This window comes from Pedobacter cryotolerans, assembly GCF_005116475.1.
GTDB classification, from domain to species: Bacteria; Bacteroidota; Bacteroidia; order Sphingobacteriales; family Sphingobacteriaceae; genus Pedobacter; species Pedobacter cryotolerans.
The window spans coordinates 441,237-465,001 of the sequence record NZ_SWBO01000001.1 but is presented as its reverse complement, the minus strand read 5'-3'; the positions used below and the strand labels follow the sequence as shown (position 1 = coordinate 465,001).

Annotated in this window: 16 protein-coding genes; 9 read left to right on the top strand and 7 right to left on the bottom strand. The window is 35.9% G+C overall.

Features of this window, described 5'->3' with window-relative positions:
- The first annotated feature begins 502 nt into the window (after positions 1 to 502).
- The 8 genes from groES (at position 503) to FA045_RS02070 (ending at position 14,374) form a co-directional block, all read left to right on the top strand.
- Positions 503 to 796 (top strand): co-chaperone GroES, encoded by a 294-nt coding sequence (groES, locus tag FA045_RS02105; RefSeq protein WP_136873945.1) that lies wholly within the window; start codon positions 503 to 505, stop codon positions 794 to 796.
- A gap of 158 nt (positions 797 to 954) precedes the next feature.
- A complete protein-coding gene (gene groL, locus FA045_RS02100; RefSeq protein ID WP_136873943.1) occupies positions 955 to 2,595 on the top strand; it encodes a chaperonin GroEL in 1,641 nt (546 codons plus the stop codon).
- A 157-nt stretch (positions 2,596 to 2,752) separates the two neighbouring features.
- A complete protein-coding gene (locus FA045_RS02095) occupies positions 2,753 to 8,704 on the top strand; it encodes a PKD domain-containing protein (RefSeq protein WP_136873941.1) in 5,952 nt (1,983 codons plus the stop codon).
- On the top strand, positions 8,701 to 9,726 hold the full coding sequence (locus FA045_RS02090) for a PorP/SprF family type IX secretion system membrane protein (protein ID WP_136873939.1): 1,026 nt from the start codon (positions 8,701 to 8,703) through the stop codon (positions 9,724 to 9,726). Before FA045_RS02095 ends, FA045_RS02090 begins: the two co-directional genes overlap by 4 nt.
- An 88-nt stretch (positions 9,727 to 9,814) precedes the next feature.
- The gene (locus FA045_RS02085; protein WP_136873937.1) at positions 9,815 to 11,698 is read left to right on the top strand and encodes an MORN repeat-containing protein; all 1,884 of its coding nucleotides are present in this window, start codon (positions 9,815 to 9,817) and stop codon (positions 11,696 to 11,698) included.
- Positions 11,699 to 11,838: 140 nt separating this feature from the next.
- Positions 11,839 to 12,396 carry a YdeI/OmpD-associated family protein gene (locus FA045_RS02080; protein ID WP_136873935.1) on the top strand — a complete coding sequence of 186 codons (558 nt, stop codon included), beginning with the start codon at positions 11,839 to 11,841 and terminating at the stop codon, positions 12,394 to 12,396.
- A gap of 362 nt (positions 12,397 to 12,758) precedes the next feature.
- Complete coding sequence (locus tag FA045_RS02075; RefSeq protein ID WP_136873933.1) at positions 12,759 to 13,580, top strand: alpha/beta fold hydrolase; 822 nt, start codon at positions 12,759 to 12,761, stop codon at positions 13,578 to 13,580.
- Between the two features lie 137 nt (positions 13,581 to 13,717).
- Entirely contained in the window at positions 13,718 to 14,374 is a 657-nt protein-coding gene (locus FA045_RS02070) for an MgtC/SapB family protein (protein WP_136873931.1), read from the top strand.
- On the opposite strand, the gene FA045_RS02065 is transcribed toward FA045_RS02070, so the two are convergent.
- Positions 14,355 to 14,849, bottom strand: a complete 495-nt coding sequence (locus tag FA045_RS02065) for an RDD family protein (protein ID WP_169305002.1) — start codon at positions 14,847 to 14,849, stop codon at positions 14,355 to 14,357. The two genes, FA045_RS02070 and FA045_RS02065, sit on opposite strands and share 20 nt — an antisense overlap.
- Before the next feature lie 27 nt (positions 14,850 to 14,876).
- The gene (locus tag FA045_RS02060) at positions 14,877 to 15,860 is read right to left on the bottom strand and encodes an energy transducer TonB (RefSeq protein ID WP_136873927.1); all 984 of its coding nucleotides are present in this window, start codon (positions 15,858 to 15,860) and stop codon (positions 14,877 to 14,879) included.
- A 68-nt stretch (positions 15,861 to 15,928) separates the two neighbouring features.
- Here FA045_RS02060 and FA045_RS02055 point away from each other — a divergent pair, with 68 nt between their 5' ends.
- Positions 15,929 to 17,356 carry an L-serine ammonia-lyase gene (locus tag FA045_RS02055; RefSeq protein ID WP_136873925.1) on the top strand — a complete coding sequence of 476 codons (1,428 nt, stop codon included), beginning with the start codon at positions 15,929 to 15,931 and terminating at the stop codon, positions 17,354 to 17,356.
- A 114-nt stretch (positions 17,357 to 17,470) separates the two neighbouring features.
- Here FA045_RS02055 and FA045_RS02050 read toward each other — a convergent pair whose 3' ends face one another.
- The 5 genes from FA045_RS02050 to FA045_RS02030 all read right to left on the bottom strand — a co-directional run bounded on the left by FA045_RS02050 (position 17,471) and on the right by FA045_RS02030 (position 23,736).
- Positions 17,471 to 18,337: a cupin-like domain-containing protein gene (locus tag FA045_RS02050; protein ID WP_136873923.1), complete on the bottom strand. Its 867-nt coding sequence runs from the start codon at positions 18,335 to 18,337 to the stop codon at positions 17,471 to 17,473.
- A 920-nt stretch (positions 18,338 to 19,257) separates the two neighbouring features.
- Positions 19,258 to 20,172 (bottom strand): AEC family transporter, encoded by a 915-nt coding sequence (locus tag FA045_RS02045; RefSeq protein ID WP_136873921.1) that lies wholly within the window; start codon positions 20,170 to 20,172, stop codon positions 19,258 to 19,260.
- Positions 20,173 to 20,352: 180 nt separating this feature from the next.
- Positions 20,353 to 21,231 (bottom strand): Abi family protein, encoded by an 879-nt coding sequence (locus FA045_RS02040; RefSeq protein ID WP_136873919.1) that lies wholly within the window; start codon positions 21,229 to 21,231, stop codon positions 20,353 to 20,355.
- 44 nt (positions 21,232 to 21,275) lie between these two features.
- The gene (locus tag FA045_RS02035) at positions 21,276 to 22,622 is read right to left on the bottom strand and encodes a DUF58 domain-containing protein (protein ID WP_136873917.1); all 1,347 of its coding nucleotides are present in this window, start codon (positions 22,620 to 22,622) and stop codon (positions 21,276 to 21,278) included.
- A 136-nt stretch (positions 22,623 to 22,758) separates the two neighbouring features.
- A complete protein-coding gene (locus FA045_RS02030) occupies positions 22,759 to 23,736 on the bottom strand; it encodes an AAA family ATPase (RefSeq protein ID WP_136874405.1) in 978 nt (325 codons plus the stop codon).
- Positions 23,737 to 23,765: the final 29 nt, after the last annotated feature.

The window sequence follows — 23,765 nt, the reverse complement described above, 5'->3', positions numbered from 1 at the left end:
CGTAAAAACGGGAATCGTAATGCGATAAACAAACTTTTTAATTGTCCAAAGCCTACTATCGCTTTACGATGCCCAGTCAAGCTGAGCATGACGGCAATGAGTAAAACCATGGTTCGTATCATCACTAATTCTTACTTTGGGTTATCTTTTTGCTACCTGCCCAGCACCTGAACCACAAAAGAACTACAAGCTTTTGTTATATAAACCTTCTTGAAACGGCATCCTTTGAGCGCAGCGAAAAGATATAGAGAAAAGAAGGACCGAAATTGCCGAAATGTGATAACATTCATTTTCCGAATTATTTCTTGAAGGATTAAACTATGGTCTAAAATGATTTCTTTTCTGACAGTCTGACACCTCCATTTAAACTCGAAAAAGTATAAACTGACAGCAAATGCAAATTTGACAAGCAAAACAAGCTTGGCATAAAAACTGATTAACCCTAAGCATCGTATAAGATTACGAACTAATTCAATTACAAAAACTAAAAATAAAAGTATTTATGGCTTTAAACTTTAAACCTTATGCAGACAGAGTAGTTGTTGAAACTGCTGCGGCAGAAGAAAAAACAGCTTCGGGTATCTATATTCCTGATACCGCTAAAGAAAAACCACAACAAGGTGTTGTAGTTGCAGTTGGACCAGGCAGATTTGCTGATCAAACCGGAACTTTAATTCCTTTAACAGTAAAAGTTGGTGATCAAGTTTTATACAGCAAATACGGTGGTACTGAAGTTACGATCGAAGGTAAAGAGTATTTGATCATGAGAGAATCTGATATTTTAGGATCATTATAAAAAAATGATTGAAGGATTGAATTTAGAATGATTGAAGATCCTATCATTCGCCAATTCTGCCAATCAAAATTCACTTAAAAAAATCATTAAATTAGATATGGTTTGAGTTCGACATCATGTCTCAAATCTCAATACTCATATCTCAAATCTATTAAATAATGGCAAAACAAGTAAAATATAACGTTGAAGCACGTGACGCCCTGAAACGTGGTGTAGACATTTTAGCAAATGCAGTAAAAGTAACTTTAGGCCCTAAAGGTCGTAATGTAATTATCGATAAAAAATTCGGTTCGCCTTCAATTACTAAAGATGGTGTTACAGTTGCAAAAGAAATTGAATTAAAAGACCCAATTGAAAACATGGGTGCTCAAATGGTAAAAGAAGTGGCTTCTAAAACTGCAGATATTGCTGGTGATGGAACTACTACTGCTACTGTTTTAGCACAAGCAATTGTAACTGCTGGTATTAAAAACGTAGCTGCTGGTGCAAACCCAATGGATTTAAAACGTGGTATTGATAAAGCTGTAGCTGCTGTTGTTGAGAACTTAAAAGCTCAATCTCAAGCTGTTGGCGATGACAATAATAAAATTAAACAAGTTGCTTCTATTTCTGCTAACAACGATGACGTAATCGGTTCGTTAATTGCTGAGGCAATGCAAAAAGTTGGTAAAGATGGTGTAATTACTGTTGAAGAAGCAAAAGGTACTGAAACTGAAGTTAAAACAGTAGAAGGTATGCAATTTGATAGAGGTTATTTATCTCCATACTTTGTAACCAATGCTGATAAAATGGAAGCGGAATTAGAAAGCCCTTACATTTTAATTTACGACAAAAAAATTAGCAACATGAAAGAATTGTTGCCAGTATTGGAAAAAACTGTTCAAACTGGTAAACCACTTTTAATTATTGCTGAAGATTTAGACGGCGAAGCTTTAGCTACTTTGGTAGTTAACAAAATTCGTGGGTCACTGAAAGTTGCTGCTGTTAAAGCGCCAGGTTTTGGTGATAGAAGAAAAGCAATGTTAGAAGACATCGCGATTTTAACTGGTGGTATTGTAATTTCTGAAGAAAGAGGTTATAAATTAGAAAATGCTGATTTAACTTATTTAGGTACTGCAGAAAAAGTGGTAATTGACAAAGACAACACTACTGTAATTAACGGTGCTGGTGAGTCTGAAGATATTAAAGCTCGTGTTGGACAGATAAAAGCTCAAATTGAAACTACTACTTCTGATTACGATAAAGAAAAATTACAAGAGCGTTTAGCTAAACTTTCTGGTGGTGTTGCTGTACTTTATGTAGGTGCTGCAAGTGAAGTAGAAATGAAAGAGAAAAAAGACCGTGTTGATGATGCTTTACATGCAACTCGTGCAGCTGTAGAAGAAGGTATTGTTGCTGGTGGTGGTGTTGCTTTCATCCGTGCTGTAGAATCTTTATCAGAATTAAAAGGTGCTAACGAAGACGAAACTACTGGTATCGCTATCGTTAAACGTGCGATTGAGGAGCCATTACGTCAGATCTGTGAAAACGCAGGTATTGAAGGTTCTATCGTTGTACAAAAAGTAAAAGAAGGCACAGGTGATTTCGGTTACAATGCTCGTACTGATGTTTACGAAAACTTAATTGGTGCTGGTGTTATCGATCCTACTAAAGTTTCTCGTGTTGCATTAGAAAACGCAGCATCTATTGCAGCGATGTTGTTAACAACAGAAGTTGTTTTAGCTGACGAACCTGAAGAAGCTGGTGCTGGTGGCGCTCATCCTCCAATGGGTGGTGGCGGCATGGGCGGCATGATGTAATAACCCTTCTAAATCTCCGCCGCGGCGGGGACTTATCCATATAAAATCCCTCAAGGCTGTAAGTTTTGAGGGATTTTTTTGTTCGTAAAATTTTCGTTAAAGAATAATAATATAATTTTAAATTAAACATTATATTTACGAACCCTATTGTTTATTTGTGAGAAATATTTGTTTGCTATTTATTGGCATACTGTTTGGCTTTGTGTTTTCTGCGCAGGCACAACTAAATACTGTTGTTGTTGATCCTGGTCCGTATACACCAGGGAGCACCATTGCGGCAACATTTAATATTGATCCGAATTCTTGCATTAGAACTGGTAATCGTTTTGACCTTGTGTTAGTGTCTCCATTAGGTGTAGAACTAAGTGTTATTGGAAGTTACACAGGGTTTTACACAAGTTTTGTTAATGGTATAATCCCTGATAATACTCCGATTGGAACTGGGTATAAATTAAGGATCAAATCCACAAGTCCGGTATTAGTTTCCACGGATTCTGCTCCATTTGAAATTAGAGCAGGAACAGCTATAAAGGCAGAAATAAGCTCAGGGCCGGTGTTATCAGAGTTTATGTTCGGTTTTTGCCCTGGACGTAATAATTTTTCTTTTTCATTTACAAATCAATCTACTGCAACAAGTACCGTTACAGGCACAATTAAAAATGAGCTGAGCGGATCAATTGTGGGAAATCTCAATTTCACAACTACTATTCAATCTTTTAATGCAGCCCTTGCTCATTATACCGTAAGTATTAAAGCCGTTATGCCTGATGGTAGCATTGCTACTCGGGCATATATGGTGGTAAATAATAATGTTTTTAATAATTTTTCTACATCTGGTACTAATGTGGTTTGTTTGCCTGGAGGCTTTCTTGAGTACGGGGTAGATGTAAGCTCACAAACGGGAATACAGAATAACTATCCTGGTAATACTTACCAAATTTCATGGGGAGATGGAATAACAGAAACATATACTTTTTGTGATTTAAAAACTGGCTCCGTAAAACACGAATACTTAACATCTTCTTGTGGAAACCCACCTTATAGTACAGGCCCGTCAATCATTTATAACGTCTTCGGAATTAATATTTCTGTATCTGGGCCATGCGGTCAAGTTGGGGGAACAATATCTACTTACGCTAAAGTTGTAACAAAACCTGAAAACAGATTTACAGGACCGCCATTAGGATGTGTTGGCCAACCAGTAACTTTCATAAATACGTCGATTGCAGGCCAAGATCCTAGCGCAAATACACCCGAATGTGCAGATAATGATGTTACTTATAATTGGTATGTAGATGGGGTTATTCAATTATCAGGAGTAAGAAAGTCAGTGAATTTTGTATTCTCTTTCCCTACAAAAGGCAATCATATTATAAAATTAGAATCAGTGACCAATGGTGTTTGTGAGGGAGCACCCGTAACTCAACAAATCTGCATCCAAGAACCTCCAAAACCAGCTTTTGATATTACCACAGCTACTACTGGTTGTGCTCCATTCTTAGTTAAAATTGCAGATAAATCAATTTTAGACAACAGTTGCACTCAAGCTCCGCCTCCAACTTACAATTGGATTGTAACTAATGCGAACAATGTTAGATTTACAAATTTCATTAATAATGTCCCAAATCCAGAAATTCAATTTACAGATCCTGGGGTATATAGCATCGTATTAGAAATATCTTCGGGAGCTTGCGGAGTGGTAAGAAGTGCTGCCGGCACTCCTATCATCATCATAAATGGGCAACCGACCATTTCTTTAGCCCCAGACACAAAACTTTGTAGATTAGGGAGTTACCTTTTCGACAATATTCCAGGTACACCAACTCAAACTATTTTCACAGGCACACAAGTAGATTTAGCCGATACCTACACTTGGACTGTTACTGACATCAATGGCAATGCCTTAACAAGTGCCGATTATACATTTGACCCTGGAAGCGATCAAAACAGCAAACATCCATCTATTAATTTTAAAAGAAATATTCCTTATCAAATAACAGTTACACATAAAAATACCTGTGCTTCGGTAACTAAATCACAAATAATAGAGTTTGTTCAAGCACCAATCATCAACTTGGGAGCAGATCAAAATATTTGTTTTACACAAGCATCAGTTAATTTGCAAGCTACTGTAACAGGAAATGTATTAAGCGGAAGATGGGAAGGCGGTTCAGGTACTTATAGCACTCCAAATAATACTACTACAACTTACACACCTACTGCAGCCGAAAGAGCGAGCGGGCTGGTAACGCTAAAATATACAGTTACAACTGATTTACAACAGCCTTGTACAACTGTTAGTGCAGAAATTAAAATCTTTATCAAACCAGAAATTAAAATCACTAGTAGTGCTACTAAAACAATTTGTACAGGAATTGCGCTTAACTATGCGCCAACAGCCAACATAGCTAGTACAAGTTTTACATGGACTGCAACCGGAACAGCTAATGCAAGTGGTTTCAATAACCAGGCTACTCCGTCAATTTTCATTACAGATATTTTAACCAATTCAGACCCTATAAACAATGCAACCGTTACCTACATCATCACTCCTATTAACGATGGTTGCAACGGCGTGCCTTTCACTTTAGTTGTTACCGTTGCGCCAAAACCAATATTAACAGCTACTTTGGCAAACTCAGTAATATGTAGCGGACAATTATCAGGTATTACTTTAACCCCTAACCTAGCTGGCACTACCTATACTTGGATAAGTACAGCAACAGGCGGAGTTACGGGCAACTCTCAAAATGGCACCGCAAGAAATGTTAATGCCATAAATGATCCGCTCATTAATAATGGAACTGGGCAAGGAATTGTAACTTACACCATTACTCCAACGTCAATTAATGGCTGCGAAGGAGCGCCAGTAACAGTAACAATTACGGTAGAACCAGCACTTACCATACCGAATGCTGGTCTTGACGATGAAATTTGTATTGTTAGCTCCTATACGCTTAAGGGAAATCCTATTTTAACGGGTTCAGGCTTATGGACTGAAGTTACCACCTTTGGGGCAACTTTTGTTGATGCAACTTCACCCACTACCCAAGTAGATAATTTAATAGCTGGCAACACATACATTTTCCGTTGGACTGTAACTGGAGCTTCTGCTTGTGACCCCATTTCAGATGAAGTATCAATTACCAGAAACCAACCTTCGGTAGGCGGTACAACCTCATCCAACATTCCCGTAGTTTGTGGCGGCACTAATAGCGGAATCATCACTTTAGTTGACTATATTGGCACTATAATTAGATGGGAAAGTTCTACCGATGGAACCAACTGGACTCCAATTAATAATACAACCACAACACTTACATTTACAAATATTAATACAGCTACGAGTTATAGAGCGGTTGTACAAAGTGGTGCTTGTGCAATCGCTAACTCGGCTGTAACAATAATTAATGTAAATTCAGCAACTGTAGTAGCAACTGCTGGCACTGATCAAACTTTATGTAATCAAACTAGCACACAATTAGAAGGCAAGAATCCTGGAACAAATTCTGGTCTGTGGACGGTAGAATCTGGACAAACTGTTAATTTTGCTGATGCCACTTTATACAACACTCAGGTTAATGGCTTAGTTGGTGGCGAAATTTATACTTTCCGCTGGACAATTACTGGATTAGCGCCTTGCCCACCAACCTCCGATGATGTTATCATATTTAATTCGGCCGAGCTACAAAATAACTCCATATCTACCCCTATAACAACAGCTTGTACTAACCAAATCATTGCCTTAACTGGCAGCACACCAACTGGTGGAAATGGTGTTTTTGCCTACGTTTGGGAAAGCAGTAGCGATGGCACAAACTGGACAGTAATTAATGGTCAAATTAACAAAGATTTAAATGTTACCGTTGCTGGAAGTTTATCTTATCGCCGTACTGTAAATTCTGGTTCTTGTACATCTGTTAGTGATATCATCGTCATCACCGCTCTTCCGCCTGTTGGCAATAACACAATAGCCGACAATCAAGTAATTTGTGCGAATGTAAATCCGGTATTAATTGTGGGTAGCCAACCTAATGGAGGTGACGGAAATAATTACAGTTACGCTTGGGAGCAAAGTACCGATGGCACAACTTGGGTTTTTGTACCAGGTGCTGATGGAAAAGATTTTCAACCACCATTACTTACGCAAACCACAAATTATAGAAGATTAGTGAGTAGTGCGGCTTGTTCGGGCAGTTTACAAAGCATCAGTAATTCAGTAAAAATTACCGTAAACCAAAATGCCAGAGCAGAATACACCTATCTGAATAACGTAGGCTGTGCGCCATTTTTAATAGATGATACCAATGTGAAAGCGGTACCGTACCCTGCTCAAAATACAACCTATACCTGGTACGCTAACGGTGTTGAAATTGGCAATACTATCACATTCCCAGGTTACACCATTGCAACAGACAACCAAACCGTTGAAATAAAATTAGTGACTACGAGTGTTTTAGGGTGTTCGAATGCTGAAGTAGCTTATATTTTTAGCACCCGCCAAAGCATTACAGCGGCCTTTACACAAGACAAAACTGAAGGTTGCGGACCGTTAGAAGTAATTTTTACCAACACCTCAACCCAATTAACAGGCGCAAGTTTTAAATGGGATTTTGGTAATGGAACAACTTCTAACCTTACACAGCCTGGTGCAATCCAATTTTTAGCAGACCCTGCCGGCGAAGATAAAATTTACACCGTAACATTAGAAGTTACTACGCCATGTGGTACAAATGCATTTCCGAGCACAGTTACTGTAAAACCAAATCCAATATCTATATTCTCTCCTAACAGAACATCAGGTTGCTCGCCTTTTGTAGTGCAGTTCAGCAACACCTCACCAGGTAACAACAATACATTTACTTACGATTTTGGAGATGGTACTCCTACAGTTACAACCAACAATAAAAATTCGGTTACACATACTTTTACCACCACAACTGTTCAAGATTTTGTTGTAAAAATGACTGCAAGCAATGCTTGCGGCACTAGCGAATCTCAATATACGATACGAGTTGCTCCAAATACAATTACTCCAGAGTTGGTTGTAAATGCAAATCAGCTTAGAGGGTGTGCGCCTTTAAGTGTCGATTTTTTTAACAACACAATCGGTGCATCCTTTTATCGATATACTTTTGGCGATGGAAGCGTAATTACTTCGAATAATAGTCAATCTGAAAAACAAACCCATATTTTTACCCGACCAGGCGTTTATACCGTTGAGCTTTTTGCCACCAACGGATGCTCTGAAGCTACAACTACCGAAACAATAACCGTATTGGCCCAACCTTTAGTGTCATTTATTGCCGAAACAACTACTGGATGTATCGGGTTAGCCGTAAAATTTAAGAATTTAAGTCAAGATGGGGTGAGCTACCTTTGGGATTTTGGCGATGGAACAACTTCTACAGCTTTTGAACCAACTCACACCTATCAAGGCCCAGCAAACACGTATACCGTGAGTTTAACAGCTGTAAATGCATTAGGTTGCCCTAAAACATTTGCAATTCCAAATTATATCAGAATTGTGCCACCTCCAAGGGCAGACTTTAACATAGACCCTGCATCAATTATAAGTATACCATTATACACCTTTAAATTTACCGATGCCAGTACAAATGGTGCGCAAACCTATAAATGGACTTTTGGTGATGGTGCTGAATCAACATTAAAAGACCCAACACACCTATACGCCGATACTGGGAAATACTTGGTAACCATGCGAACGTTTAATGAATTTGGCTGTGTAGATAGTTTGCAAAAAACAGTTCAAATCGTAGGTGTACCAGGTTATGTTTATTTGCCTAACTCTTTCATCCCGGGAGGTACAAGTTCGCCTTTACAAAAATTTACGGCTGTAGGTTCGGGTATAAAATCGTGGAGAATGCAAATTTTTAATAAATGGGCACAAGTAGTTTGGGAAACTACCCAATTAGATGATGGAAAACCAGTTGAAGGCTGGGATGGAACATATAAAGGCGTACCACAACCACAAGGCATTTATTTTTGGAAGCTAGAGGTAGAACTCATTAATGGCACCGAGTGGAAAGGAATGACTTATGATAATAAAGCACCCAAACGAACGGGAGAGATATATTTAATAAGATGATGAAAAAGATTTTAGTATTGGTGTTAGGTTTACTGTGGGGATGTTTGGATACCAAAGCTCAAGATCAGCTATTCTCACAATTTTTTAACGCCCCTATTTATTTAAACCCCTCTTTAACTGGCCAATTTGATGGCGATTTAAGAGTAGGAATGATTTACCGCAACCAATGGAGCGCTTTGGGTGGCGATTTGTCCTATGTTAATGCATCAGCAGATATTTATGTACCCAAACTTTCGGGTGGTATTGGTTTATCATTTAACCGCAGTAGCGAAGGCGTAGCCTATTTGGTAAAAAATAACATTGCCGCAACTTATTCTTATAGTGTTGGCGACGACGATTTTACAGCTAATTTTGGTTTACAAGCAGGTTTTACCAATAGAACAATCGATTGGACAAAACTTGTTTTCGGCGATCAGTTAGACCGTAGATTAGGTTATATTCCAGGTAGTATTTCATCTGCCCAATTACCAGAAATGTCTAGCAAATACTTTTTTGACCCCGCAGCGGGCGTAAATTTCATTTATCGCAATGCGATGGTTGGCGCATCACTTTACCATATCAACAGACCCGATGAATCTTTTAGCGGTGCACAAGCACGATTGCCAATGCGTATGGCAATTAATGCCAGCATGAAAATTCCACTAAGCTTTAGCTACGATTATTTAGAAGACGATGGTGCTTTTGTAATCCCATCGGTAGTTTATTACAAACAAGGCAATGTAAGCTCTATAAGTGCAGGTGCTCAATTTAAATACCGCGGCTTTAATACTGGCATTTGGTACCGCACCAATCAAAATTCAGATTCAGATGCTTTTGTAGTGTCTATTATTTTAGATGTATTTTTAAAACGCCGTGATACCGAAAAAATTCGCGTTGGTTTTAGTCACGATGCTACAACCTCTAAACTAAATTACACCAATACTGCAGGCACTAGTGAAGTAAGTGTAGGTTACGAAAAATATTGGCCAAATAGCACCCGAACCAAAACTTACAATGGTTTAAGGTGCTCTAGTTTTTATTAGCAACAGCTATTAAACAATTCTTATTTATCTAAAAAAAACGTTAATTTCATGTCTAACTAATTAGTATCATACATGATGTAAGTGTTTTATGAAAAAAAATCTTTATAAACTTTGCGTTTTATTTTTTTTAATTCCGGTAGCGGGCTCAGCTCAGTATGTTGGTGGCCAAAATCAAGCGCTAAAAGAAAAAAGAGATGCACAAAAAGAAGCAGATAAACAAGCAGATAGAAATAGGCAAGCAAACACTCCTGCAAATAGAAATACTTCTTTATCTGCTGCTGATTTAAAAGATTTCGAAACTTGGTGGAATAATAGAAATGTTAAAACAGAACCCAAGGTAATTGTAGGTGCTAGAGACACTTACGCAGAAAATGCCATTTATTATAGTGACATTGAACAAAAAAGAATAGAAGATATTGTAATTAAATACAAAAATGATTTAGATGTTTTAGTATCTAAAATTGTAAGTTTTAATATGCCATGTACAAGTGGTAATTGTAAAAATGGGCTAGGTTTTTCTGAAAATAGCACCTTTAAACTTAGTGCAAATTATATAGATGGCGTAAAAAGTGGAATAGCTACCTATTATCCTAAAACAGGAGAAATTAATAACATTAATGTAACTTATGAAAATGATTTCTTGTCGGGCATTGCTACCATAGTGTATAAAGACAAGATACAATTTGCTTTAAATTTTACAAAGAACTTGGTAACAAATGTAGCCACTATTTATTTGCCAAACCAAGAAAAACTGAATATGCATTTTAATAAGGGTGTAATATCTGGCAGAGTAACACATATAGTTAATAAAAATTATTTTTCGCAATATGTATATCGCAATAACAAAGCATTTTCTACGGTAAGATCTATATCCATAAGAGGAACTTATTTTCCAACCTCTGGAATGTACAGCAATGGCACTAGATATTTTACACATAACATAGGATACAAAATATACGATAAAAAAGGTGATGGGTCATTTTATTTTGGCGAACTAAAAGATGATGTTCGTTCTGGTATGGGTAGCTACGTTTGGGAAAACTCTAGCAGTTACCATGGCAATTGGAAAAAAGGAGAAATGACTGGTCAGGGTACTTTTTATTATGCTGATGGCGGAATTTACATAGGAAATTTTAAAGATGGAAAATTTTCTGGCATTGGTGTTTTAGAACAAGCAAATGGAAATACTTATACAGGGAATTTTGAAGAAGGTAAACAAGCAGGAAAAGGAAAATTTGTTTATGCCAATGGCGATATTTATGAAGGAGAATTTAGAAACAATAAAATTACTGGCACTGGAACAATGTTATTTATAGATGGCTCTAAATATGAAGGAGATTGGCTTAATGGACAGTATCATGAAAAAGGTACACTAACAAGAAAAGATGGATTTTACATAAAAGGTGCTTTTCTAAACGGCAATGAAAGTATAGTTAAATATTATAATCCTAATCATCAAGAGGTAACTAAACTTGTTTATTATGATTTGCCAGAAAGTGGTTTTGCAAAACGAAAATTAGAAAATGGAGATATTTACGAAGGGAATTGGCTTAATGGAAAATACCACGGTGAAGGTAAAATTAACTATACAAACGGAAACAAATTTGAAGGACAATTTTTTGAAGGAAATAGAAAATATGGCCTATTTATATGGTTAAGTGGAAGTAGCTACTTTGGCGAATTTGTGAATAACCAAGCAACCGGAAAAACCAGATTTACCTGGGCAAATGGCGACTATTACATTGGAGAATATTTAAACTGGAAATTGACAGGCTTTGGCACACTTTACTTCAAAACCTCTCAAAGTATTTATGAGGGGAATTGGCTAGACTCAAAACTAAATGGAAAAGGAAAAATCACAAAAAAAAATGGGTATTACAAAGAAGGTTTATTTAACAATTCTGTAGAGGTTAGTGTAAAATATTATGACCCAAATGGTAAAGAAGTTACACGTGCAGCGTATGATAAGTAAAAATTTTTGCACAACCATATTTGTGATTTCTATGCTAATTACTCTTTCAGGTTTGTAAGCTGGAAGCCCATAACTGTTAGAGATTTGCAATTTGGAAGCACTATCTTAGTGTTTATAATCCAAAACTGTTATTTTTAAGCATGATGCCAACATTTTTTGTAACACAAGAAGAATTTAGAGATTGGTTAGCAGAAAATCACGCTAAAGAAACCGAATTATTAGTAGGTTTTTATAAAGTGAGTAGCAAAAAACAATCTATGAGTTGGTCGCAATCTGTAGACCAAGCTTTGTGTTTCGGTTGGATAGATGGCATCAGAAAATCTATTGACGAAGAAAGTTATACTATCCGTTTTACCCCACGTAAAAGCACAAGTATTTGGAGCACAATTAACATCAACAAAGTTGAAGCACTAACAAAAGCAAATTTAATGCAACCTGCAGGTTTAGCAGCTTTTAAATTGCGTAAAGATGAAAAATCTAACATCTACTCGCACGAAAAAGAAGAAAGTGCACTCAGTTTACCTTTCGAAAACCTATTTAAAAGTAAGCCAATTGCTTGGGATTTTTTTAACGCTCAAGCACCATCTTACAAAAAGGTAATGAAACATTGGATCATGAGCGCCAAACAAGAACAAACCAGATTATCACGCTTACAAAAAACAATTGAAATAAGCGAACAATTGAAAAGGATGGCTTAAACCTAGCTGATGATGTTTGTAAAAATGATTGTTTAAGCAAGCGTACTTTAACTATTTAAGTTGGCTCTGCAATGGCGCTTTGTTTAACCGATGAAAAACTAAATGCGCATTTTTAAACCAGACAGCAGCGAAAATACTTTTACCAAAGCCGCTTTTTAGTGGCTTTATCGGTAAAAGATTGTAGCGAATGGCGGGGCTACAAAACCGATGAAAAGCATCCATTCATTTTCAAAATAAATTCACTGCATTTCTTAACACAAAATCACATTTATAAATAAACCCACAACCTATTTTTGTTTATAAAAACTAATGGGCAATCCCGTTTGTCTATAAAGAATTATCAACCCTAAAAACCTAAAAAAATGAGTGCATTAAAATTAAAAGACGGAACAGAAATTTATTATAAAGATTGGGGAACCGGACAACCTATCGTTTTTCATCATGGCTGGCCACTTTCTGGCGATGATTGGGATGCGCAAATGATTTTCTTTTTAAATGAAGGCTATAGAGTTATTGCTCATGACAGGAGGGGGCATGGTAGATCTAGCCAAACTGCAAACGGACATGATATGGATACCTATGCGGCAGATGTTGCTGAACTTACCGAAGCTTTAGATTTAAAAGACGCTATACACGTTGGCCATTCTACTGGTGGCGGTGAAGTAATAAGATATATTGCTAAATATGGCAAAGAGCGTGTTGCGAAAGCAATATTAGTAAGTTCGGTTACGCCAATTATGTTAAAAACAGAAGAAAATCCTGATGGTGTTCCTATGTCTGTTTTTGATGAAATTAGAGTAGGTGTTGCCACAAAACGACCTCAGTTTTACCATGAATTTACTGATGCATTTTATGGTTTTAACCGAGATGGCGTAAAAACATTACAAGGCGTAAAAGACAATTGGTGGCGCCAAGGCATGATGGGCGGTATTAATGCACATTACGAATGTGTTAAAGCATTTTCTGAAACTGATTTTACAGACGATTTAAAGAATGTAGCAATACCAGTTTTAGTATTGCATGGCGAAGATGATCAGATTGTTCCTTTTGAAACTACTGGTGCTTTAGCTGTAAAACTATTGCCTAACGGAAAATTGATTTCTTATCCTGGGTTTCCGCATGGTATGCCAACTACAGAAGCCGATACGATAAACAAAGATATTTTGGCTTTTATTAAAGGTTAAACTAAATAGTAGTCATCCTAAAAAAGATAAGTATTAACATATTTTTAGGATGACTTATCTACAAATAATTAAAAATTCTGCTTCAAATACATATTATTTCAATATAAATTTCGAACTTGTTAACTCGATTTTTTACCATGAACGATATTTTAGACAGCAATTATTTTTTAACGCAAAGCGAAGTAAACAAATTTTTATTTGCCACTATGTTATGTGGCTTAATTGGTTTAGAGCGTGAGTTTAGAAGCAAACAAGCAGGTTTAAAAACCATGATTATGATTGGTTTAGGCTCTACCCTATTTACCATTTTATCTGTTAAAATTGGCTTAGGCAGTGCCGATAGAATTGCATCTAACATTGTAACAGGAATTGGTTTTTTGGGTGCTGGCGTAATTTTTAAAGAAGATAATCAGGTTAAAGGTTTAACTACCGCTTGCGTAATTTGGATAGTTGCCGCTATTGGCATGGCTGTTGGCGCAGGTTATTTTGAGCAAGCTTTGGGCGTTACTTTAGTGGTATTGCTGGCATTGCTAATTTTCCCTTTTGTAGAAAATTATATAGAACGCAGATTTACTAAAAGAACTTATCGCATTGTAAAAAAGTATGAAAACGAAAGTTTAGATATTTATGAAGAATCTATCAGAACTTCTAAATTAACACTTCACCGAGGTAAACAAGAGTTGGCAAATGGCATAATCAGCGGTACTTGGGTTGCCATTGGCAGCCCCCGTAACCACAAAAAATTTGTAGATAAAATGCTTAGGGATACAAAAATTATTGCTTTTGATTTTTAAGATCATCAAAAAAAGTTTCTTTTCTATTCATCAAATCTAACTTCTTCTCGTCAACAACTAAGGTATTTGAAACACTATCATGCCATGGGTTAGGCGGATTACCCAATGCACTTAACGCATTAAACGGTACAGCTCGCATAAAATTTCTAATCAGTAAATTCTGAATGCTAATATCTTCGCCGTTTTTACTTACCGCTCTTGTTTTGGTAATAAATTTACCTAATGATTTGCCTTGAAAAGCGGTTTCAATCAAAAACATCACAACGCCATATAGAAATAGTGTCAGCAATCTGTCTTCAATTGGCCCTAAGTTCAGCTCAGATACACTCCCTGGAAATAGAATTTCGGTTACAAATCCTATAAAAAATAGAATGATGTAAAATGCAACAAAATCAATTAAGTAATTGGCAAATCTTTTCATAGAATTTGCTCTACAATATTCTAGGTTTTCGTGTGGTTCTGGTTGATATTCCATTAGCATTTAGTTTTTTAAATTCCTTAATTATCTAAGATTAAACTTAATTGGGATATTATATTTAACCCTAACCGGTAAGCCACGTTGTGTTCCTGGCGTCCATTTTGGGGAAGCCGTCATCACTCTTAAAGCTTCCTCGTCAATTGAAGGATAAACTGGCTTGTCAATCTTTACATCAGCAACTTTCCCATCTTTTTCTACTACAAAACTAACAAAAACGCTACCTCCTATTCTACTTTTATAAGCATCAGTAGGGTATTTAATTGATCTGCTTAAGTACTTATAAAACTCATTTATACCGCCTTTAAACTGAGGTGGCGATCCAAAATCTGTATACTCATAAGTTTGATCACCAACGGTATTAACACCAGATACCAATTTGCGTAAATTATACGTTTCTGTATAACTAGATTGTCCAGAGCGGTATTTCCCGATCCAAACACCATCCTTGTAACCATCTTTATAGTCGCCCTCTTCTATTAGTACATCTTTACCGAATTTTGTTTCTTCAATTAATCGTCCGTTGCCATCTTGCACAAAAACTTTCCCTAATGAATCTACTTGGTAAATGAGCCTAAATTTCGCGTCTAAACTTTTAATTCCAGCTTTCTTTTCAATCGGGTCTTCCTCAATGTATTCTAATCTCTTCTTTACTTTTCCATCTGCAAAAAAATAATCAGCTGTACCTACAATCACATTTTTTTTATAGGTTATAGCACTTTTCTTTTCTCCATTAGGATAATAACTCACAAAAAGTCCTTCGTAAATTAACCTAGGATCAAAGGAAGAAACCTTACCAATTAACTTTGGGCTTCCATCCTTGTAATATTCTTTCAAATTAAAATTCAATTCGCCAGAATCTGGTTCTTCAATTATCCTAACAAAATCTGCACTATCCCTAATTTTAACTTCCTTCCCATTATTTTTTATTAAATAAACATTTTGTTTTTTCTGTGCATTTCCTACAAAAAACAGCAGCATTACGAAGCTAAGGAGAACGATTTTTTTCATTTTATGTTTTAATAATTACTAATATAAAGCTATAAAATTAATAACAAAACTATTGTAAATTTGCACTTATGCCAAATGAACAAATTTCAGTTTTTGATATCTTTAAAATAGGGATTGGCCCTTCAAGTTCTCATACTTTGGGGCCTTGGAGAGCAGCTCAACAATTTACGAATGCTTTAAAAAAAGAAGGTTTATTAGACCATGTTGAGCAAGTAAAAATTTTATTATACGGCTCATTGGCAAAAACTGGCAAAGGCCATGGTACTGATATTGCCATTTTACTAGGTTTAGCTGGCGGCGATCCAGTTACTTTTGAAGTTAATGCAATTGATAGCACGGTTGCTGAAATTAAAGAAACCCAAAAGCTAAATCTTGGCGCAAGTAATATCATCAACTTCTCTTACAATGATGATTTGATTTTCCTTTTTATGGAAAGTTTACCTTTCCATCCAAATGCTGTTACGTTTCAAGCCTTTTTAAATACTGGTAAAGCATTTTCTGAAACTTACTATTCTATTGGTGGTGGCTTTGTGGTTAAAGAAGGAGAAAATGGCAGCGAAAAAGAACAAGTAGATTTGCCATTTCCGGTAGAAAAAGCGAGTGAGTTATTACATTGGTGCTTATCTACAGGGCTAAAAGTTAGCGAAGTGGTAATGGAAAATGAGGCCGCTTGGCGACCAGAAGCGGAAACCAAAAAAGGCATTTTACAACATTTTCAGGTAATTAAAGAATGTATTTACCGAGGTAGCCATACAGGTGGTTTTTTACCTGGCGGATTGGATGTTGCCCGAAGAGCTCAAAAATTAAATCAGCGTTTAATTAACGGACAAGATTATACCGATTATGACAGTTGGTTAATAGCCATAAGAAATGGCGGTAACGGCTTTAACTATATTTTAGATTGGGTTAGTTGTTTTGCATTAGCCGTTAATGAAGAAAACGCAGCTTTTGGAAGAGTAGTTACCGCACCAACAAATGGCGCAGCGGGCGTAATTCCGGCAGTTTTACAATATTTTATTACTTTTTGCGATGGTTATGATGAAGATAAAATCATCCAATTTATTGCTTGCGCTTCTGAGGTTGGTAGTATTTTTAAAAAAGGAGCAACTATTTCTGCTGCGATGGGTGGCTGTCAGGCAGAAATTGGCGTATCATCTGCAATGGCTGCCGCAGCTTTAACTGAAGTTTTAGGCGGCTCACAGCGACAAGTTTTAATGGCAGCAGAAATTGCAATGGAACATCATTTAGGTTTAACCTGCGACCCGATTGGGGGTTTAGTTCAAATTCCATGCATCGAACGCAATACCATGGGTGCAATAAAGGCAATTACTGCTAGTCAACTAGCACTACAAAGTAATCCTGATAAGGCAAAGGTAAGCTTAGATGCGGTAGTAAATACCATGTGGGAAACCGCTTTAGACATGAATTCTAAATACAAAGAAACTTCTGATGGAGGATTAGCTACCAACATACCTTTGAGTTTGCCAGAATGCTAACTTGATATATTGGTTTAAATGTTCATTCGGTTAAGAGGTCAAATTTCATTATTTACTTATCGGCTTTTAGGCACTAGCCGATAAGATCAATCAACAAAAAACAGTAATTTCTAATTAAAATTTTGCACCTAAAATTTGTCTCATTTTACATAAACCGCCCAAACCTTTTGCCATTGTATAAATTGCATTGGCTTTTAATTTACTATCATCCTTCTTGATAGTATATAAATCTTTACACCAATCACTAAAATTTTCTGCATTCAACTGATCAAAAATTAGAGAGATGTTTTGTCCCATTCCTACGGTGGTATGCCAAATTCCATTAGGAATAAAAATGGTTTCTCCAGGGTCTAGCACAACTTCTATAGGAGTTGCCTTTTTATATGCAGGGTATTTTTCATAATCAGGTTGGAGAATATTTATTGGAGACATAAAGCTACTATACCCAGTTTGTCCTGCATATAAATAATCTTCTTGACCATCAGGAAAAACTACAAGTTTTTTCTGCCCATATAATTGGGTTATCCAAGCATTAGTATGATAAAAATCCTTGTGTAACGTATATTGATTACCTCTTCCTCCAAAAAAAAGCTGAACGTTTTTACCGTATTTTCCATAAGGTAAAATATCAGAACTAAACCAGTTAGGCCTCGAATAATTAAGATGAACTGGGTCCAGATATTCAAGCAGTTTCGGCATATGCGTTGGTATCTCAAACAAAATAGGATATGGAGCAGGATTCTCTGGTGAACCGTTTTTTGTAACATCTAAAATCTTATCCATGGTATATTCTACTCCTTCTGGATAAGCTTTATGTTCATTAAAGTTTTTTCTAAAAAAATCAGGGGTAAATATTTTATTAGACTTCCATGCCGCTGTGGCACTTTTAAAAACTACAGGAACTCTCTTTTTTAAGTGATCTTCTATAAATTCCTGGTAAGAGATATTCTCCTTTTTTTCAACTTTAGTAAACTGAGGCATGATTTTTATTTAGGGCATGCTAAGATAAACTTTAGTACAACAAAATCAGAAATAAGATTAAGAAAATGTCTAATTGTTATATTCAAACCAACCCACTATAGCTTAAAAACAACCACCAAAAACCAGTGGTAATGAGTGATAAAACTATCCCAATTCCGATAACCAAATTGGCAACTTTTGGGTTTAGGCGCCCTGCAAACCTCAATAGGATTACAAAACTGAGTTCAATAAACGGGATAGAACGAAAATCCTTTTTGTGTCATAAACCGTCATACCGAAATGAGGAACGATTGAGGTATCTGTTAGCTAAGAGCTACTATCCTGCAGATTTCTCTCTGCGTTCGAAATGCGCTAAAACAAAAAGATTGGAGTGATAGCCCGACTAACAATCATAAAAGCTACTGTAGTTGATTTTCAAAAAATAAAATATCGCATTTTTGTCATTCTGAGTGAAGCGAAGAATCTCGTTAACCTTACTCTTGAGATTCCTCCAAAGTCGAAATGACAAAATCATCTTAGAAAAATCCTGAATAAGTTTAAAAACAACCACCAAAAACCAGTCGTAATGAATGATAAAACTATCCCAATTCCGATAACCAAATTGGCAACTTTTGGGTTTAACCCGACAAGCTAGAATATAATTACAACCTAATTGCCACAAATCCAATAACTAGTGATTAAGCGGTTTGCGATACGGCCTCAGCGAATTAGCGTTAAGAAAATCAATTTGTAGGATTGCAAGAAATGAAAGCTGTTTGAGCGCAGCGAGTTCTTTCATTTCCAATCCGAAGATTTGATTTTTAGCTAATTTCGGTGCAGCCTTGATTTTTTGTTTCTTTTTTATCAAGAAAAAAGAAAGAGCCACTCGGTGGCGGCGAACCGAGGCAAGCTTTAGTGAGGGCTAAAAACTACTGAGCAACTTAAAACAATCCCGAATAAGTTAAAAACAACCACCAAAAACCAGTGGTGATGAATGATAAAACTATCCCAATTCCGATAACCAAATTGGCAACTTTAGGGTTTAAATTATACTGATCGGCCACAATACCTGAGGTTAGTAACGTTGGCATAGCCATCTCAAATATGGTGATTTTAGCAACTGTACCCGTAATGCCCAATACAATAACAATTAACGAAATTGCCAAAGGTGCTAAAACCAATTTATAAATTAAAGCAACGCTGATGTGTTTAATTTCTGAATACCAGCCACCAAATTTTAATTGCAGCCCGATAGAAAATAAAGCCAATGGCCCAACCGTACTCGCCAATTTATCAACCAATGGATTTAAGGTAGATAAATCTAGAAACCTTGGTAAAATCAATGCCAAAACACAAGCAATAAATGGCGGGAAAGTAAACACTTTTTTAACTACCATTTTAACATCCAATTTTTGAGCTTGAGAAGATCTAATCGCTGTAATTACACCAAGCGTTGATAAAATGGTAAAAGTAATCTGATCACAAATGATGGCTATTGCTAACTCCTTTTCAGAAAAATAAGCCATAATTAACGGAAACCCGATAAAAGATGTATTGCTTAAAGAGCTGGTCAATTTTAAACCTCCGGCAGTTGCCGTACTTATTTTAGGATTTAGTTTTTTGTAAACTGTAATATAGAGCCAACCCAACAGCCAAACACAAATAGACGCTAGCGCTGGTAAAAGCAATTCTTTAGTGAATGTTATGTGCGGTAAATATTTAAAAGAAACCGCTGGCAAAGCGATGTAAATGATCCAAGCATTTATCCCTTTGTGCGCATCTTTTGGTAAGGTTTTAGTCTTTCTAAAAACAATACCCGCTAAAATACATAAAGCAATGATGAGGAAATTTGCCATGAGTGCAAACAATAGTTGTGAGAAAATTTTGATAAAAAACAAAAACCCGAGGCTTGCTCGGGTTTTAAAATAATCTTTTTTTATAGTGCAGGACTAATGCATTGTATAGCCGGGCACTTACAACAAATGTAGTACAATGTTGATAAATTGTCAAACATATTAACATTTTATTTAAAAAAATTACAATTTATAGCCAATCTCCAATTCAATAATTTTCTTAAGTGCCAGATTATTTTGATGTTTAAGAAATAGATTATTTAAACTAACACATAAATCAATTTCCCTATTTTTTGAAATCTGAAATAATAAATATCTTATAACTTTTATAGATGCATCTAATGAATGGCGATTGGTAAATTGATAGGTGCTGCCAGCACTATTTGGTATTTTGTGTACGCCTAAAGGCTGTGATAAGTCGAATAAAACTCCACCATGAGAACACATATTTCGTACGTAAACGACAGATTGAATAAAATTCTCAAAAACTTTCAGAGATCTTAACTTATAAGATTGAGCTACTTTTTCTTTTAACTTTTCATCCTTTAAGCATCTAAATAATTTTAGGCTTGCCCCAAATGTAAAAAACTCAATAGTTTTCCAAGCTGGTGCATATTTATCATTAATATATTTCTTATGATGTTTATCAATTGGCTTGTTATTCTTTTTAAAGTCTTCGGTATAAAATTTAAAAAAATTTGCTACATAATTAGCAGACATAACCTTGCTGTCTACAAACCAAGTTGGTGACGTTTTATATTCATTTGAAACTATATAAACTATTTGAGTCCTAAAATGTACTTCGATGCGATAAATATATTTCAACAATAATTCTCTCAAGTCAACATCTAAATAATATAAAGAAACGACATCCGAAAATTTTGTTTCAGGCAACAAGTTATGTATATCATCACATTCGAAACATTTCCAGTAGAATCCTAACCTATAATATCCAATATCGAGCAAAATTTCCTTTGCTTTTTCAATAGGCATATCTATAACCATACCCCTACTTTTTAGTAGAGCGATTTGTTCTTCAACACTTGTTGCTTGAGCACCCATTTATATAACAAATTAGAAAAATAATTTTTTGTTTACCTTCGATTTTAAATCTGCTGCTTGGCCTTTATGGCCAAATACCTATTTACCACATTTACCGTTAAATTTTGTGGCGTAGTTAACAAACTTAATATCCCGTGTTTGGTCAATTCCTTAATCATCAGTTTCTTTTCGAAAGCAAACTTTTCGGCAATGGTTTTAATGTAAATTCCTTCTACATCTTTTGCAGGTTCTTCACTTAAGGTTTTTAAAGTGGTGTTTTCAAAAAATACAACCAATAACAAATGAAATTTGGCAATTCGTTTTAAAAATGGCAGTTGTCTTTCTAATGCACTCATGCTTTCGAAATTGGTGAAAAACACTACTAAACTGCGTTGTTTTAATGTAGCTCTAACGCTAATGTACAAAGCTTCCATATCTGTTTCTAGATAGCGGGTTTTTTCTTTGTAGAGCACTTCCATTATTTTATTGAGTTGTGTCGGGCGTCTATCAGCTGGCACAATACTTCCTGTTTTTTGAGCAATGGTAATTAGCCCTGCTTTATCTTGCTTTACCAAAGCCACACTGCTTAAAATTAAACTGGCGTTAATGGCATAATCGAGTAAACTCAAGCCTTCAAAAGGCATTTTCATGGCCCTAGATTTATCTATAATGCAATAAATATGCTGGGCTTTTTCATCGGTATATGAGTTCACCATTAAATCGCCTTTCCGAGCGGTAGCTTTCCAGTTTACGGTTCTGTAATCATCTCCAGCAACGTAGTTTTTAACTTGGTCAAACTCCATGCTATGCCCAATTCTTCTCATTTTTTTAATCCCGATATCGGTTAAACGATTAGAAATAGCCATTAATTCATATTGCCTTAGCTTTAAGAAAGATGGATATACCGGCACCATTTTTTCGGCACCAATGTTAAATCTCCTACTTATCAGACCTAACGGAGATTGCACATACAACCTTGAAATTCCAAATTCGTACTCGCCACGTTTTGTTGGGCGTAAATTGTAAGTTATTGTTTTTTGTTCGCGGGGCGATAATTTAGTGTCAAACCAGATATCTCGTTTTTGAAATTGAAATGGAATTTCATCAATAATCCCGATGTTGATTTCAAACGGATAAAAATTTTCGAGGTAGATTTTAATTTCGTTTTCATCGCCATTGCTTAAACGATCAGGCACTTCTCTTCTTAAAAAAACAGTTTTTTGAGAGCGGTAAAGGAGCGCTAAATCAATGATAATTAAAACAAGTAAAGCACCAAAAAAGAAGTAAGGTAAATCGCCCAAAAACGAAAGAAAGAAAGAAAATAGAAACAAAGCTACGCTTAAGCCAAGGGCGATGAATAGCCTTTTGCCTAAAAATAAATCGGTGTAGAATTTTTTGAATAGTTGTTTCATCCTTTTAGTTTTCGTCATATCGATGGAGCGTAGCGACGAGATATCTGTTCTCTATTTTTTTTCATATTCTATAACGTAGCATAATATGATGGAGATTTCTCCTCGCAAAAGCTCGTTCGAAATGACGCTCTTATACTTACCTCGGTACTTCTATTTTTTTAATAATCTGTGCTACAATATCCGCAGCTGTTAATCCTTCCATTTCCTTTTCCGGACTTAGCATAATTCTGTGAGATAAAACTGGTGTTGCTACTTTTACGATGTCATCTGGAGTTACAAAATCTCTACCTGCCATTGCTGCAATTGCTTTCGCACCATTAATCATGGCTAAAGATGCTCTTGGCGAGGCCCCTAAATACAAAGATTTGTTGTTACGTGTTTCGTGTGTAATTTGCGCCACATAAGCCAACAATTTGGGCTCAACAAATAAAGATTTTATAGTTGCTCTTAATGATTTGATATCATCTACAGTTAAAACAGCGGTAATTTCTGCCAATTGATCAACCGTTTTTTGCTGATGCTGATTTTCTAAAATTGTTATCTCCTCTTCCAAGGTTGGATATTTTACTTCAATTTTAAATAGAAAACGATCCAATTGCGCTTCTGGCAAACGATATGTTCCTTCTTGCTCAATTGGATTTTGCGTTGCCAAAACCATAAATGGTTCTTCTAAAATATAAGTATTTCCATCAACGGTAATTTGGCGTTCTTCCATTGCTTCAAACAATGCAGATTGCGTTTTTGCTGGTGCACGGTTAATCTCATCAACTAAAATAATATTGCCAAAAATTGGTCCTCGTCTAAACTGAAATTCTGCAGCTTTTGGACTAAAAACCGCTGTACCCAAAACATCAGAAGGCATTAAATCTGGTGTAAATTGTATCCTCGAAAACGTAGCCGAAATACATCTAGCAACTAGCTTTGCACTTAAAGTTTTAGCTACTCCGGGTACACCTTCTAATAAAATATGTCCATCCGCCAGTAAACCAGCAATTAACAAATCAATGGTATCTTTTTGACCAACAATTACTTTACCTAGTGATTGTTTGATTTTTTCTACTGCTTCGCTTAAAGCTGTTAAATCGGTTCTTTGGTTAAACATTTCCTGTTCCATCTTCATTATTTTTTTTCACATCTATGTTT

What these genes read in the sequence shown, in the direction of transcription:
- FA045_RS02050 (WP_136873923.1), bottom strand. Translation starts at nt 18,337, where the DNA reads ATGCCTCAGTTTACTAAAGTTGAAAAAAAGGAGAATATCTCTTACCAG.
- groL (WP_136873943.1), top strand. Translation starts at nt 955, where the DNA reads ATGGCAAAACAAGTAAAATATAACGTTGAAGCACGTGACGCCCTGAAA.
- FA045_RS02035 (WP_136873917.1), bottom strand. Translation starts at nt 22,622, where the DNA reads ATGAAACAACTATTCAAAAAATTCTACACCGATTTATTTTTAGGCAAA.
- FA045_RS02030 (WP_136874405.1), bottom strand. Translation starts at nt 23,736, where the DNA reads ATGGAACAGGAAATGTTTAACCAAAGAACCGATTTAACAGCTTTAAGC.
- FA045_RS02075 (WP_136873933.1), top strand. Translation starts at nt 12,759, where the DNA reads ATGAGTGCATTAAAATTAAAAGACGGAACAGAAATTTATTATAAAGAT.
- FA045_RS02045 (WP_136873921.1), bottom strand. Translation starts at nt 20,172, where the DNA reads ATGGCAAATTTCCTCATCATTGCTTTATGTATTTTAGCGGGTATTGTT.
- FA045_RS02070 (WP_136873931.1), top strand. Translation starts at nt 13,718, where the DNA reads ATGAACGATATTTTAGACAGCAATTATTTTTTAACGCAAAGCGAAGTA.
- FA045_RS02055 (WP_136873925.1), top strand. Translation starts at nt 15,929, where the DNA reads ATGCCAAATGAACAAATTTCAGTTTTTGATATCTTTAAAATAGGGATT.
- FA045_RS02060 (WP_136873927.1), bottom strand. Translation starts at nt 15,860, where the DNA reads ATGAAAAAAATCGTTCTCCTTAGCTTCGTAATGCTGCTGTTTTTTGTA.
- FA045_RS02040 (WP_136873919.1), bottom strand. Translation starts at nt 21,231, where the DNA reads ATGGGTGCTCAAGCAACAAGTGTTGAAGAACAAATCGCTCTACTAAAA.
- FA045_RS02065 (WP_169305002.1), bottom strand. Translation starts at nt 14,849, where the DNA reads ATGGAATATCAACCAGAACCACACGAAAACCTAGAATATTGTAGAGCA.
- groES (WP_136873945.1), top strand. Translation starts at nt 503, where the DNA reads ATGGCTTTAAACTTTAAACCTTATGCAGACAGAGTAGTTGTTGAAACT.
- FA045_RS02085 (WP_136873937.1), top strand. Translation starts at nt 9,815, where the DNA reads ATGAAAAAAAATCTTTATAAACTTTGCGTTTTATTTTTTTTAATTCCG.
- FA045_RS02090 (WP_136873939.1), top strand. Translation starts at nt 8,701, where the DNA reads ATGATGAAAAAGATTTTAGTATTGGTGTTAGGTTTACTGTGGGGATGT.
- FA045_RS02080 (WP_136873935.1), top strand. Translation starts at nt 11,839, where the DNA reads ATGATGCCAACATTTTTTGTAACACAAGAAGAATTTAGAGATTGGTTA.